This is a genomic window from Shimia sp. MIT1388, assembly GCF_047124445.1.
In the GTDB taxonomy this organism is placed as follows: domain Bacteria; phylum Pseudomonadota; class Alphaproteobacteria; order Rhodobacterales; family Rhodobacteraceae; genus Shimia.
The window spans coordinates 1139918-1152660 of sequence record NZ_CP138921.1 but is presented as its reverse complement, the minus strand read 5'-3'; the positions used below and the strand labels follow the sequence as shown (position 1 = coordinate 1152660).

Below are 12743 nucleotides of genomic sequence, written 5' to 3'. Positions count from 1 at the left end.
CGGGATATTGAGTAATGCGCCGTTTTATGTCCTATTTGTTCCATGACACAGAAACGTTCGCGTGCAGATGCACAAACCCGGATGATGCGGTTGGATCAGATCGCGGCCCAGCTAAAGGGCGAAGAGCCCTGTACGGTTGAGGATCTGGCCAAGACCCATGGGGTGAGCCGTCGCACCATTGCGCGCGATCTGGAGATCATGCGGGCGCAGGGGATGCCGATAGAGGCGGAACGCGGCCGTGGTGGCGGTGTGCGCATGGATGTGAACTGGGGTGTGGGGCGGCTCAACCTGTCTTATGCCGAGAGTGTGGACCTGTTAATCAGCTTGGCGGTGGCGGAGCAGATGAACTCGCCGCTGTTTCTGGCAAAGATGGGGTCTATTCGGCGGCAGTTGATTGCGTCGTTTTCCAAGGAGAAGCGGCGGGCCGTGGAGGGTATCAAGAAACGGATATTGATTGCGGAGCAGGCGTCTTTGCCGGTGCAGACATCCATGGGGGAGCCAAAGCCGCGGGTGGTGCAAACATTGCATCAGGCGTTTTTGAATCAGAAACTGGTGGAGATTACCTATGTGCGGGAGGACGGGACGAAGTCAAAACGCACGATAGCGCCGCATTACCTGCTGCTGTGTTCGCCGGTGTGGTATGTGCTGGCTTGGGATCATCTGCGGGATGCGCCGCGCACGTTTCGCTGTGACCGCATCCAAAGCGCGACCGAGGGGTTCGAGAAGTTTTCCCTGCAGGACGCCAAAGTGTTTGAGCCCGCCGTAGAGCACTACAATGTGTTGTGAGGCGGGCTCAGGGGCGGGTTAGTCGGCGAAGGTGTAGCTGCCCATTTCGCAGAGATCGAGGTTGTAGTCTTCTAGGGTGGCGCCGTCGGCAAATTCTGCCAGCACGTCGTAGACACAGGTGGTTTGACCGTCCGCGATCAGCACGTTGATTTCATAGCCGGAGTCCAAGTAGCCGCCGTCAATCAGGTTTTCTTCCCAGCTGTCAGACGAAGAGGTGCTGACGTGGAAGGCAGTGACGGCAGCGCTGGACTCGTTGACGAGCAGGAATTGCAGGTCTTCAGCGGTGGCAGCGGTTGCGGTCAAAAGCGCCGCAGCAAGTGGCAGAGTCAGACATTTCATTGTGGGGCTCCCCGTGATTGGTTTGGTCCTATTGGGTCACCGTATCCTTGCCACTGGTACCAAAGAGCGAGGGCTGTGCGCCCTCGCAGTGCTTTACGGATTACTCGTCAGAGCCGATGACCTTCCACAGAATGCCACCAATAGCGCCTCCAAGCAAAGGGGCTACCCAGAACAGCCAGAGTTGCGCCATGGCGGGGCCGTCGGCGAAGAGCGCGACACCTGTTGAGCGGGCTGGGTTCACCGAGGTGTTGGTGACCGGGATGGAGATCAGGTGGATCAGGGTCAAGCCCAGGCCAATGGCAATAGGGGCAAAGCCAGCGGGGGCGCCAGAGGAGGTGGACCCGAGGATGATGAAGAGGAAGGCGGCGGTCAGGACCACTTCGATGATCAGGGCAGACATCATGGAATAGCCTTGCGGAGAAGCTTCGCCGTAGCCGTTGGAGGCAAAGCCGCCGACACCGGCAAACTCAGGCGCGCCAGAGACAATCAGGTAGAGCACAATCGCTGCGGCGATGGCGCCGGCGACTTGGGCCACCCAATAGGGGATCAGGTCCTTGGCCTCAAACCGTCCGCCGATCATCAAGCCAAGGCTGACGGCGGGGTTGAAGTGCCCACCGGAAATGTGGCCGACCGCGTAGGCCATGGTCATCACTGTGAGGCCGAAGGCGAAGCTGACGCCAAGCCAGCCGATGCCGACATCCGCCACACCCGCGGCCAGGACCGCACTGCCACAGCCGCCAAGCACCAACCAGAAAGTGCCGATGAATTCTGCGCCGAGTTTCTGAAACATTTTATATCACTCCCAAATATACCTTTGAGGAGCGTAGGAAGCGAATTTGGCTCTGCCTAGGGGAGAAAATCGGGAGGTTTTGCAGGTTTGAAGGTGGGGCGCGTACTGCTTGGACGATGACTTGCTATCGGTTTTGTCGTGTTTTCAGACGGTTGCCCAAAAGAAAACCGCCGCGCCAGGGGCGCAGCGGTTTCGCATGTCTGTGGCGATTTTGTCGCTTATTTTGCTGGCTTTGCAGCAGCGGCTGGCGCGGCAGCAGGGGCTGCGTCCTTTGGCGCGGCAGCTTTGCCAACGGTCAGTGGATCGTCCTGACGCTGTACGGAGCCTTCAAAGTGGGCGCCGCTCTCGATGGCGATGGTCTTGTGGATGATGTCGCCTTCCACACGGGCGGTGGAGGTCAGGCGCACTTTTAGGCCACGCACGCGACCTACGATGCGGCCGTTGATGACCACGTCGTCTGCGATGATCTCACCTTTGATGGTGGCGCTTTCGCCAACGGTCAGCAGGTGGGCGCGGATGTCGCCTTCCACAGTGCCTTCGACCTGAATGTCACCGGTGGTTTTCATGTTGCCGGAGATGTGCAGGTCAGAAGACAGCACAGAGGCAGGTGGCTTGGCTTTTGGGGCCGCTGCGCTTTTGAATTCGCTGGCCTTGGACGGAGCCGCCGGGATCGGGGAGGCTTCGGCGGCCGCAGGCTTGGCCGGAGTGTCTGTAGTCGGTGCGGGGTCGTTGATTTTGCTCTTAGAAAACATCTCTTCCAGCCTTGATAAATGTCATCGGGTTCACTGCGCGACCATTGACGCGCACTTCGTAGTGCAAATGCGTGCCGGTCGAGCGTCCAGAATTGCCCATATCACCAATATGGTCGCCGCGCGAGACTCTTTGGCCGACTTTTACGCGGATTTTCGCTTGGTGGGCGTAACGGGTTTCAATTCCATGGTCATGTTTGATTTTGACGAGGCGTCCATAGCCTGACAGCCAGCCTGCGTGGGTGACCACACCGTCGGCTGTGGCGTAGATCGGCGTGCCGTATTTGGCGGCAAAATCGGTGCCTTTGTGCATCCGGCCCCAGCGCATGCCGTAACCCGAGGTATAGCGGAAGGCGGATTTGATCGGGTTGTCAAACGGCACGGTTTCTGCGGCGATGCGGTAGACATTCAACTGGTCCAATTGCTCCAGCAGGCGGTTGGCGCGCAGGGTTTCTTCTGAGATCTCCGCTCCTTTGGTGGAGAAGCTGAGCGGCATCATCGGGCCACCCTGGCCCTGATAGCCACGGCGGACCTCGTCCATCAGGCTCTTGGTGTCCAGACCGGCTGCGGTGAACATTTTGGTCAGCGGCTCCACAGAGACGGTCATGGCATCTTCGAGCTGGCGGAAGATTTTGTCGTTCTTCTCTTCCATCAGTAGGAGCTCGCGTTCCATTTCCTCAGCGGCGCGCACGGCCAGTTGGGCATTGGCAACCACTTCGTCCCGCTCGGCGGCGGTTTCATTGAGCGCTGTGGACAGCACGTCGAGCATGTCGTTGCCCAGAGGCGAAGAGCCGATAAGAGCCGTTTGGGTCTGGGCTTGCGCCTGATCGCGGGCGACCACTTCGGCGCGGGCGAGTTCCCGCTCTTGCATGGTGCGGCGCAGGGTGGCCTGGATCACCTCGATACCGGTTTCCAATTCTTTGCGGCGAATTTCTGAGGCCAGCAGTTCGGACTGCATGTCGGAAATCTGCGCTAGCGCGGAGTTGAAGCGGGTCTGTGCAGCCAAGGCTTCTTCGGTGCGCATGTCGCGTTCCGAGGAGAGGTCGTTCAAGCGTTGCTCATAGGTGAGTTGGTCGCGCTTGGCCTGTTCGCGGAAGTTTCCTGAGCCGATGCTGTCCATCAAGAGGATCGCGGTGGCGATGATGGCCCAGGCGACGATGGCAGAAGAGCCGACAAAAGCAACAAGCTGCGTGCTTGGCTTCAGACGAATGAAGCGGGTGTCTGTGTCTGACCGAAGAAAGAGCCTGCGTTCCGGAAAGAAGCGTTCCAGGATCGCGTGCGCGCGGATCGCGAGTCGTGTTCTCACGGAAGAATTCCTTGTTTAGTCCCATCCCAGAGTACGCCACCCCCGGCGCAACCCTTTGTCCCCAACGCCTTTTGATGGCGCCTTGGGGCAGTGTTTTAGCCGCATGGGCCATGTCCGGCAAGGTTTTTGACCTTTTTAGGCGGGTATAGCGCGGATGTGGCGCAGAGATGGGCGGTTTGCCGCCGATGTTTAACGGGCGTAGGCGGGTGGTTCTTCGTCTGCAAGTGGCCAATAGAAGTCCGGTGGCAGGCCCGCGTCGGCGCGTTTTTCTTCATTGAAAGGCGGTTTCAGCGCGCCATGGAAGTATTTTTGCACCAAGCCGTGGAAGGTGGCTTTGGGGTCGAGCGCGTGGCGGCCGCAGAGGAAGTTGAACCATTTGGAGCCGTAAGCGACGTGGCCCACTTCTTCGGCATAGATGATACGCAGGGCTTCCAGTGTTTGCTCGTCTTTGGCGTTTTCAAAGATGCGGATCATGCCTGGGGTCACGTCCAGGCCACGGGCTTCGAGCACCATGGGCACCACGGCGAGGCGGCCCATAAGATCGTCCACTGTGTCCTCTGCGGCGCGCCACATGCCGGCGTGCGCCGGGAGCGCACCGTAGAAGCTGTCTTTGGCTTCAAGACTGTCGCATATCAGGTTGAAATGGTTCGATTCTTCGGCCGCGGATTTGACCCAGTCATCATAGAAGCCAAGCGGCATTTCAACGTCGGTGAAGCGGGCGATGATGTCCCAGTGCAGGTCCACGGCGTTGAGCTCAATATGCGCTACGGCGTGCAGCATGGCGATGCGGCCCTGCGGGCTGCCGGGTTTGCGGCGGGGCACGTCGCGTGGGTTTAGCAGCTCGGGTTGATCCGGGCGAGCCGGTTGCAGAGGCGGATTGGCGGTGCCTATGGGCAGAGGGGTGCCTGCCTCGCGGGCGGCGAACCAGGCTTCGGCGTGTTTTTTGGAGATCGCGGTTTTGGTCCGGCCGTCGGCGGTGGTGAGGACCTCCACCGCCATTTCTGCAAGTGTCTGTGCCATCAGAGTGCTTTTGCTGCCTCCAGAACTTCTTCGGCGTGGCCGTCGACTTTGACCTTTGGCCAGGTGCGGGCGATGTTGCCGTCTGCGTCGATTAGGACGGTAGCGCGGACGATGCCCATAAAGGTTTTGCCATACATTTTTTTCTCGGCCCACACCCCGTAGTCTTCGCAAACCGTGCCGTGTTCATCCGACAGAAGCGGCACGGTGAGGTCTTTTTTCTCAACAAATTTGTCGTGGCTCTTCATGCTGTCCTTGGAGATGCCAAAGACTTTCACGCCCGCCGCAACGAAGTCTTCCAACAGGTGCGAAAAGGCGATGGCTTCTTTGGTGCAGCCGGCGGTGTTGTCGCGTGGGTAGAAAAACAACGCCACTGGTGCGGGACGTAGAGCGGAGAGGGTGACGTCATCGCCTGAGGTGGACGGCAAGGTGAAATCGGGGGCAGGTTGGTTGGCATCAATCATCATTTTGTTCCTATGTGGCCCGATGGTGCCAATGCCGTGATCTGGCCTTGGGTCGGGCGGCGCTTGCAGGTATAGTTTTGTCCACGAGCACCGGAATAGCAGAACACACAGAGGCATCAACCCTGACAGAGAACGGCGATCATAACTCCGCATCTGAGGGTTCAGCCACAACATCCGATACCACCGTGTCGCCCGAAGACGGGAGAGATACGGTGCAACCGGAGGCGGAGATCACAGAGGTGCAACCAACGCGCCGCCCGCGCCGTGCGCGGCGGTTTGGCGTGATCGCTTTATTCAGCCTTTTGGTGCCGGTGGTGTTCTTGGCAGCGGTGGCGTTTTTGGTCAGTGGCAAGCCGCTTGAGGCGCCAGAGTGGCTGCACGCGCGGGTGCAGGCGGCGGTCAATCAACAGCTTGAGGGCATTGAAGTCACCATTGAGCGCATGGCGCTGGTGGTGGAAGACGACTGGGACCCGAGCATTGAGTTGCAGGGGGTGCTGGTGTCGCCGGAGGACGGGGGCAGCCCTGTGCGTTTGGAGACAGCGCGGGCGCGGTTGGCCTTTGCGCCGCTACTGGATCGAGAGATTGCGCTGCGCGATGTTCAGGTGTCGGGCGTGTCGTTGTTGGTGTTGCGTCAACAGGATGGGACCGTGCAGGTGTCGATTGGTCAGGGCGGCGGTGCGTTTCAGACCGACACAGACCTCACCACCTTTGGCGATCAGATCGAGGGTTATTTGCAGGCGCCACTGCTGGCTTATCTTGATCTGTTTCAGATCGAAGATGTGACCATCCGGTTTGAGGATCGCCGGGCGCGGCAGGCCTGGACCGTGGATGGCGGGCATATCACATTGCGGCGCACCGAGGAGTTGGTGGAGCTGGCCTCTCAGTTGACGCTGCTGGGCGGGCGCAGTTATGCGAGCACCATTGAGGCTTCTGTCACTACGCGCTTTGGCACGCGTACCACCGAGTTTGGTGTCAATTTTGAAGACCTTCCAAGTGAGGACATCGCCTCGCAATCGGCGGCACTGAGCTGGTTGCAGATTTTGCGGGCGCCGATCTCTGGTGCACTGCGGGCCAGCATCGACAGCGAAGGCAATCTGGGCAACGTGAACGCAACCTTGCAGATTGCTGATGGCGTGTTGCAGCCGGATGGCGCGGTGCGGCCGGTGCCGTTTGAAGGTATGCGCAGCTACTTGACCTATGATCCCAATCGCGGCGCGATCCGCTTTGATGAGTTGTCGCTCAGCAGCGACATGGTGCGGGTCAATGCCCATGGGGAAGCATTCATTGGCTCGCTGTCGCAGGGGTTACCGGAAGAGTTTCTGGTGCAGCTGACGCTGAACGAATTCCGCGCCAATCCGCGCAATTTGGACGATGATCCGGTGGCGTTGGAACGCTCTTATGCGGATTTCCGGTTGAAACTGGACCCGTTTGAACTGGACCTTGGGCAACTGGTGGTGCGCCAGAACGGCAACCAGATTGTGCTCGACGGACATTTGACCACAGAAGGCGAGAACTGGGCTTATGCGCTGAACGGGCACATGGACGAGGTGGTGCCGGAGAGTGTGCTGGCGCTGTGGCCGAAAAGTTTCAAACACAAGCTGCGTAAGTGGATTGATCAGAACATCTACAAGGCCACGTTGCATGACATTGATCTGGCGGTGCGGTCAAAAGGGGCCGAGCCGCCAGAGGTCTATGTGGACTTCCAGTTCCGCGACGTGGACATCAAAGCGGTGAAAACCATGCCGCCGGTGCTCGATGGCATTGGTTTTGGGGTGTTGAAGGACCATCAGCTTCATATCACCGCTGAGGCAGGCTATGTCGAGGCAGATCAGGGCGGGCGCATGGATGTGTCAGGCACCAATATGGTGATCTTGGATACCCGTATCAAACAGTCCCCAGCCGTGGTGCAGGCGCAGGCGCGGGGGCCGATTGAAGCGGTGCTGTCGCTGTTGGATCGCAAACCGTTGGAGCTGTTCACCAAGGCCCAGCTGCCGGTGGATTTTGCCTCCGGGTGGGCGGATTTGGAAGGCACGGTGGAGCTGGTGCTCAAAGACAAGCTGCCCATTGAGGAGGTGGTTTACGACGTGCGCGGCGATCTGAGTGATGTGCGCAGCGGGCATTTCCTGCCAGGCAAAGAGATGCGCGGGGAGCTGCAAGTCACGGCGACGCCGGCGCGGGTTGAGGTCTGGGGCGACGGGTTTGTCGCGGACATTCCGGTGAGCGCCAAATGGCACATGCTGGGCGGTAAAGAGAATGCCGGGCGCAGTTGGGTCAGCGGGACGGCGGAGCTGAGCGCGGCGGCGCTGGATGAATTTGAGGTGGGGCTGCCCAAAGGCACGGTGTCTGAGGTAGGGCAGGCCAGCTATGAGATGGACATTGTGCGCGATCAGCCCCCCAAGATGCGGTTGCGGTCAGATTTGGTCGGGGTGCGCATGTCTTCGCCGCCTTTGGGATGGCGCAAATCCGAAAAGAGCAGTGGGACGCTTGAGGTCGACATGACGCTTGGCAAGGCTCCGAGCATTGATCGGGTGTTGTTTGAGGCGCCGGGGTTGAGCGCAAGAGGGCGGATTTCGATTGCGGATGGCGGTGGTCTTGGTGTGGCGCAGATGGACAGCTTTGCGGTGGGCAGCTGGCTCAGCGGGACGGGTCGGCTGTTGGGGCGCGGCAAGGCGCCGCCAGCGGTGGTGATGACCAGTGGGCGCTTGGACATGCGACGTATGCCGGAGAGCAGCAAGGGCAGTGGGCGTGGCGGCGCGGCGGGCATTGGACCGGTTACGGCCAACGTGGATGAGGTGGTTGTGACTGACAACATCCGTTTGGGACCGGTGAAAGCTGAGCTGAAGTTTGACGGCGGGTTGAGCGGCAGCTTTAGCGGGAATTTTAAAGGCGGGCCGCTGGTGTTTGGCACATTGGCACCGCACCGTCATGGTACCCAGATGCGGGTGACCTCCGACAATGGTGGGAAAATCGCGCAGCTCATGGGGCTGGTGAAATCTGCCAGTCGCGGGGCGATGACCCTGTCGATGGAGCCACGCGCCGCGAAAGGCGAATACGACGGCTTGATGGAGATGAAAGAGGTCAAGGTGCAGCAAATGCCGCTGGTGGCGGAGTTGCTGAACGCGATCAGTGTGGTTGGGTTGGTGGAGCAACTGGCGGGGCCGGGGATTCTGTTCACCGATGTGTTTGCGCGGTTCCGCCTGACGCCAGATCGGCTGGTGATTGGCGAAAGCAGCGCGGCAGGGCCGTCGATGGGGTTGTCGGCGGATGGTACCTACAGCTTTGCGCAGGAGTGGTTCAATATTCAGGGCACGGTGTCGCCGCTCTATGCGGTGAATGTGGTCGGGCGGCCGTTTTCGCGCCGAGGTGAAGGGTTGATCGGGTTCAACTACACCATGCGCGGGCCGGCCCAACAGCCGGAGATTTCGGTGAACCCACTCTCGGCCTTGACGCCGGGCTTCTTTAGAGAGATTTTCCGCCGTCCGCCTCCGGACCTGAGCAACTAACGGCACGAGCACCGATGCAGCTTTCTGATTTTGATTTTGATCTTCCCGAGTCTTTGATTGCGACGCGGCCTGCGGAGCCGCGCAGCGCGGCGCGGTTGCTGGTGGCCAAGGGCGGTGAGATCACCGATGGGGTGGTCACGGATCTGGTGGATCTGTTGCAGCCGGGCGACCGGCTGGTGTTGAACGACACCAAGGTGATCCCGGCGCGGCTGTCTGGCTATCGCGTGCGGCAGGGGCCGGAAGGGGAAACCCAGTCCCGTATGGAAGTGACGCTGCTAGAACCGCGCGCCGGTGGGGCCTGGGCCGCGCTGATCAAACCGTTGCGGAAAATTCGCGAGGGCGAAGAGATTGTCTTTGCCGCAGGTCTCAAGGGCACGTTGGTGTCCAAAGAAGACGGGCAGGGGCTGGTGCAGTTTGACCTGGAAGGCGACGACTTTGACGCGGCGCTGGAGGCCGCAGGCAATATGCCACTGCCGCCCTATATTGCCGCCAAACGTGCGGCGGATGAGAAAGACAAGACCGACTATCAGACCGTTTGGGCGAAGCACTCCGGCGCGGTGGCGGCTCCGACGGCCTCGCTGCATTTTGACGATGCGTTGCTGGCGGCGTTGCAGGCCAAAGGTGTGCAGTTCACCCATGTGACATTGCATGTTGGGGCGGGGACGTTCCTGCCGGTGAAGGTTGAGAACGTTAAAGAGCACAAAATGCACGCTGAATGGGGGCGTGTCACCGAGGCTGCGGCGGCGGAGATTGCAGCCACCATGGCGGCGGGCGGACGGGTGATCCCGGTGGGCACCACGGCATTGCGGTTGATTGAAAGTGCGGCGCGGGACAGTGGCGCAATCCAACCTTGGGAAGGCAACACCGATATTTTCATCTATCCAGGCTTTGCATTCAATGTGGCAGATGCCTTGATGACCAATTTTCACCTGCCAAAATCGACCTTGATGATGCTGGTCAGTGCTCTGCTGGGACAGGAAGAAATTCGCAAGGTTTATGACCATGCGGTGCAAGAGGGGTATCGGTTCTTCTCTTACGGTGATGCGTCGCTCCTGATCCCCTGAAAATTCTTCTGAGATGCCGCAAAACGACATGGCGTTGTCGCGATTGGGTGCGATGGCGGCAGGGGTGTTTTGCATACGGGCGCATCTGTGAAAGAGTTGTGTCGAGGGTCGCTCTATGGGTCAGTTTCTGAAAGGCGCGTGGCCGCTGTTGTTGGGAATGCTGTTGCTGATGGTGGGCAATGGCATGCACGGGACGTTGCTGGGGATTCGCGGCGAGGCGGCGGGCTTCTCGACGTTTGAAATGTCGATGGTGATGTCGGCTTATTTTGTCGGCTTTCTGGGCGGCAGCCGTTTGACGCCGGAGTTGATCCGCCGTGTGGGGCATGTGCGGGTGTTTGCCGCCATGGCCTCGATGATTTCTGCGGTGTTGATCCTTTACCCAACGCTGGAGCATCCGGTGGCCTGGATTGCCGGGCGCGCGTTGATGGGGCTGTGTTTCTCCGGCGTGTATGTGACGGCGGAAAGCTGGCTCAACAACGCGGCAACCAATGACACGCGCGGCAAAGCGCTGTCGATCTACATGATGGTGCAGATGATTGGCATTGTGACCGCGCAGGGCATGATGACCATTCCCGATGCCACAGGGTTCTTGTTGTTTGTGATCCCCTCGGTGCTGGTTTCGATCTCATTTGCGCCCATTCTGTTGTCGGTCTCGCCAACCCCGGCATTTGAGACAACCAAACCAATGAGCCTCAAAGAGTTGTTCCAGAACTCGCCGCTTGGTGTTGTGGGGATGTTCATGCTGGGCGGGGTGTTTTCCGCACAGTTTGGCATGTCGGCGGTGTTTGCTACGCGGGCAGGGCTAAGCCTCAGCGAGTTGTCGTTGTTTATCGCGGCGTTTTATGTCGGGGCGACGGTGTTTCAGTATCCGCTCGGCTGGATGAGCGACCGCATGGATCGACGTGTGCTGATCATGTTTGTGGCCGCGATCGGCGCGGCCGGGGCCACATTGGGATTTGTCGCGGGGGACAACTATCCGCTGCTGTTGGTTGCGGCGCTGTTCATTGGTGGGTTTTCCAATCCGCTCTATTCGATGCTGATCGCGCATGCCAACGACTTCCTGGAGTACGAGGATATGGCGGCGGCCTCTGGCGGGTTGGTGTTTGTGAACGGCGTGGGGGCGATTGCCGGCCCGCTGATCACCGGTTGGATGATGGATGTGGTGGGGCCGCGTGGATACTTCATCTACCTGATCATTCTGCTGGCCGCGCTTGGCGTTTATGCAGGCTATCGTACCACCCGGCGTCCGGCTGCGCCTGCGGATGAAACTGGCAGCTACACCGCCGTTATGCCGACCGCATCGGTGGTTGCGGTGGAGGTTGCGCAAGAGGTCGCAATCGAGACGGCGATGGAGGAAGAGCAGGAAGCTGCCGCTGGGTAAGCGAGCCTCTGCCGGTGTTAGCGCAAAAGGTCGCGGGCTGTGTCGGGATGTTGCATTTTGTGACTATTCTTTCTTAATTCACTGTGTGTAACGTCCTTAGTACTAAGCGTCTTTTTGTAAGACGGAACAGGCAAAAGGAGAAGGGACATGGTGGGTCCCGAAGAAGTACTTTCGTTTTGGCTTGATGAAGTTGGGCCAAGTGGATGGTATGCGGTTTCCGAAGAGCTGGACGAGCAGATCCGGCAGCGGTTTGAGGCAACATGGGAGCAAGCGCAGGCCGGTGGTTTGGGGCAATGGCTGACCTATGCAAGTGGCACCTTGGCGTATGTGATCCTGACCGATCAATTCTCGCGCAATATGTTCCGGGGATCCGGGCAGGCATTTTCGACTGATCGCAAGGCGCTCTGTGCGGCCAAGATTGCCATCGACAAAAAGTGGGATCTGCGGATCGACGAGCCCGCGCGGCAGTTTTTCTACCTGCCTTTGATGCATTCGGAAAACCTCTGTGATCAGGAGCGCTGCATTCGCATGTTCCTGGATCGGATGCCCGAGACCGGTGCGTCCAACCTGCTACATGCCAAAGCGCACCGCGAAGTGATCCGGCAGTTTGGGCGATTCCCGTATCGTAATGACGCCTTGGCGCGCGCCTCCACCGAGGTGGAGATGGCCTATGTCGCAGACGGCGGCTATGGCACCACCGTGCGGGCACTGCAGGCGGCGGAGTAAGCTGCGGTTAGTCAGAAGCTGAGCTGGCGTCCGGCGCAGGGTCGGGCGCGTAGCAACTGGCGAGTGCGCCAACGCGGCCACTCACACGGGTGGCCACATCATCCAATGCCGCTTGCATCAGGGTTTCCGGTGTGTCCGCAAGACGTGCCAAGCTGCTGTTGATGCCTTCCAATTCCAACTGCAGCGCGTTGGCGCGGCTTTGCAGGCGCTCCGTGGCCTGTGTTGTGAGGGCGCTGCTGTCCAAAGAGATCGCAGCCAGATCGCTGCGCAGGTTGGCAACCTCGTCCCGCAGCCCGTCGACTTTGGTTTCCAGCGGTTCGACGATTTGCAGGTTCTGGGCAAAGCTGGCCACGACCCGCTCAGCGCTGTCAGACAGGCGCCAGAGGAAAAACAGGCAGATCGCCACCAGAATGAGCGTGGCATTGATCATGGCGACCAAAAGATCTTTCAGCGTTTTCATCGCAGTGCTCCCGACTCGGTGATGCGGGCGCAGTGTGCGCCTGTCGCTGCGCGATCACCAGCGGAAAATTGCGCGTAAAACGGGCGGTGCGCTTTGTTGAAGCTGCCTAAGAGTTCCAGTAGGCTCGCGCAAAGACATAGCGGGAGGCGGGGAAACAC

12 protein-coding genes are annotated in these 12743 nt (G+C 59.7%); 5 read left to right on the top strand and 7 right to left on the bottom strand.

Annotation, left to right across the window (positions count from 1 at the left end; genetic code table 11):
* Positions 1–42: 42 nt before the first annotated feature.
* Positions 43–786 (top strand): helix-turn-helix transcriptional regulator, encoded by a 744-nt coding sequence (locus SIB92_RS05620; RefSeq protein ID WP_412554882.1) that lies wholly within the window; start codon positions 43–45, stop codon positions 784–786.
* Between the two features lie 18 nt (positions 787–804).
* On the opposite strand, the gene SIB92_RS05615 is transcribed toward SIB92_RS05620, so the two are convergent.
* The 6 genes from SIB92_RS05615 to SIB92_RS05590 form a co-directional block, all read right to left on the bottom strand.
* Complete coding sequence (locus SIB92_RS05615) at positions 805–1125, bottom strand: hypothetical protein (RefSeq protein ID WP_412554881.1); 321 nt, start codon at positions 1123–1125, stop codon at positions 805–807.
* Positions 1126–1225: 100 nt separating this feature from the next.
* Complete coding sequence (gene aqpZ / locus SIB92_RS05610) at positions 1226–1915, bottom strand: aquaporin Z (protein ID WP_412554880.1); 690 nt, start codon at positions 1913–1915, stop codon at positions 1226–1228.
* A 218-nt stretch (positions 1916–2133) separates the two neighbouring features.
* Positions 2134–2667 (bottom strand): bactofilin family protein, encoded by a 534-nt coding sequence (locus SIB92_RS05605; RefSeq protein WP_412554879.1) that lies wholly within the window; start codon positions 2665–2667, stop codon positions 2134–2136.
* Positions 2657–3970 (bottom strand): DUF5930 domain-containing protein, encoded by a 1314-nt coding sequence (locus tag SIB92_RS05600; protein WP_412554878.1) that lies wholly within the window; start codon positions 3968–3970, stop codon positions 2657–2659. The genes SIB92_RS05605 and SIB92_RS05600 overlap by 11 nt, the downstream gene beginning before the upstream one ends.
* 189 nt (positions 3971–4159) lie before the next feature.
* Positions 4160–4990, bottom strand: a complete 831-nt coding sequence (locus SIB92_RS05595; RefSeq protein WP_412554877.1) for a ferritin-like domain-containing protein — start codon at positions 4988–4990, stop codon at positions 4160–4162.
* Positions 4990–5451 (bottom strand): peroxiredoxin, encoded by a 462-nt coding sequence (locus SIB92_RS05590; protein WP_412554876.1) that lies wholly within the window; start codon positions 5449–5451, stop codon positions 4990–4992. Before SIB92_RS05590 ends, SIB92_RS05595 begins: the two co-directional genes overlap by 1 nt.
* Positions 5452–5636: 185 nt before the next feature.
* On the opposite strand from SIB92_RS05590, the gene SIB92_RS05585 reads away from it, so the two are divergent.
* The 4 genes from SIB92_RS05585 (at position 5637) to SIB92_RS05570 (ending at position 12125) form a co-directional block, all read left to right on the top strand.
* Positions 5637–8954: a hypothetical protein gene (locus tag SIB92_RS05585; protein ID WP_412554875.1), complete on the top strand. Its 3318-nt coding sequence runs from the start codon at positions 5637–5639 to the stop codon at positions 8952–8954.
* Between the two features lie 14 nt (positions 8955–8968).
* The gene (gene queA / locus SIB92_RS05580) at positions 8969–10018 is read left to right on the top strand and encodes a tRNA preQ1(34) S-adenosylmethionine ribosyltransferase-isomerase QueA (RefSeq protein WP_412554874.1); all 1050 of its coding nucleotides are present in this window, start codon (positions 8969–8971) and stop codon (positions 10016–10018) included.
* 115 nt (positions 10019–10133) lie between these two features.
* Entirely contained in the window at positions 10134–11399 is a 1266-nt protein-coding gene (locus SIB92_RS05575) for an MFS transporter (RefSeq protein ID WP_412554873.1), read from the top strand.
* Between the two features lie 147 nt (positions 11400–11546).
* Positions 11547–12125 carry a DUF924 family protein gene (locus SIB92_RS05570; protein WP_412554872.1) on the top strand — a complete coding sequence of 193 codons (579 nt, stop codon included), beginning with the start codon at positions 11547–11549 and terminating at the stop codon, positions 12123–12125.
* Positions 12126–12132: 7 nt separating this feature from the next.
* Here SIB92_RS05570 and SIB92_RS05565 read toward each other — a convergent pair whose 3' ends face one another.
* Positions 12133–12585 carry a hypothetical protein gene (locus SIB92_RS05565; RefSeq protein WP_412554871.1) on the bottom strand — a complete coding sequence of 151 codons (453 nt, stop codon included), beginning with the start codon at positions 12583–12585 and terminating at the stop codon, positions 12133–12135.
* Positions 12586–12743: the final 158 nt, after the last annotated feature.

Bases quoted from the DNA above. Each gene is read 5' to 3' on its own strand.
- SIB92_RS05615 (WP_412554881.1), bottom strand. From the start codon at position 1,125: ATGAAATGTCTGACTCTGCCACTTGCTGCGGCGCTTTTGACCGCAACC.
- SIB92_RS05620 (WP_412554882.1), top strand. From the start codon at position 43: ATGACACAGAAACGTTCGCGTGCAGATGCACAAACCCGGATGATGCGG.
- SIB92_RS05575 (WP_412554873.1), top strand. From the start codon at position 10,134: ATGGGTCAGTTTCTGAAAGGCGCGTGGCCGCTGTTGTTGGGAATGCTG.
- SIB92_RS05570 (WP_412554872.1), top strand. From the start codon at position 11,547: ATGGTGGGTCCCGAAGAAGTACTTTCGTTTTGGCTTGATGAAGTTGGG.
- SIB92_RS05595 (WP_412554877.1), bottom strand. From the start codon at position 4,990: ATGGCACAGACACTTGCAGAAATGGCGGTGGAGGTCCTCACCACCGCC.
- queA (WP_412554874.1), top strand. From the start codon at position 8,969: ATGCAGCTTTCTGATTTTGATTTTGATCTTCCCGAGTCTTTGATTGCG.
- SIB92_RS05590 (WP_412554876.1), bottom strand. From the start codon at position 5,451: ATGATTGATGCCAACCAACCTGCCCCCGATTTCACCTTGCCGTCCACC.
- SIB92_RS05565 (WP_412554871.1), bottom strand. From the start codon at position 12,585: ATGAAAACGCTGAAAGATCTTTTGGTCGCCATGATCAATGCCACGCTC.
- SIB92_RS05605 (WP_412554879.1), bottom strand. From the start codon at position 2,667: ATGTTTTCTAAGAGCAAAATCAACGACCCCGCACCGACTACAGACACT.
- aqpZ (WP_412554880.1), bottom strand. From the start codon at position 1,915: ATGTTTCAGAAACTCGGCGCAGAATTCATCGGCACTTTCTGGTTGGTG.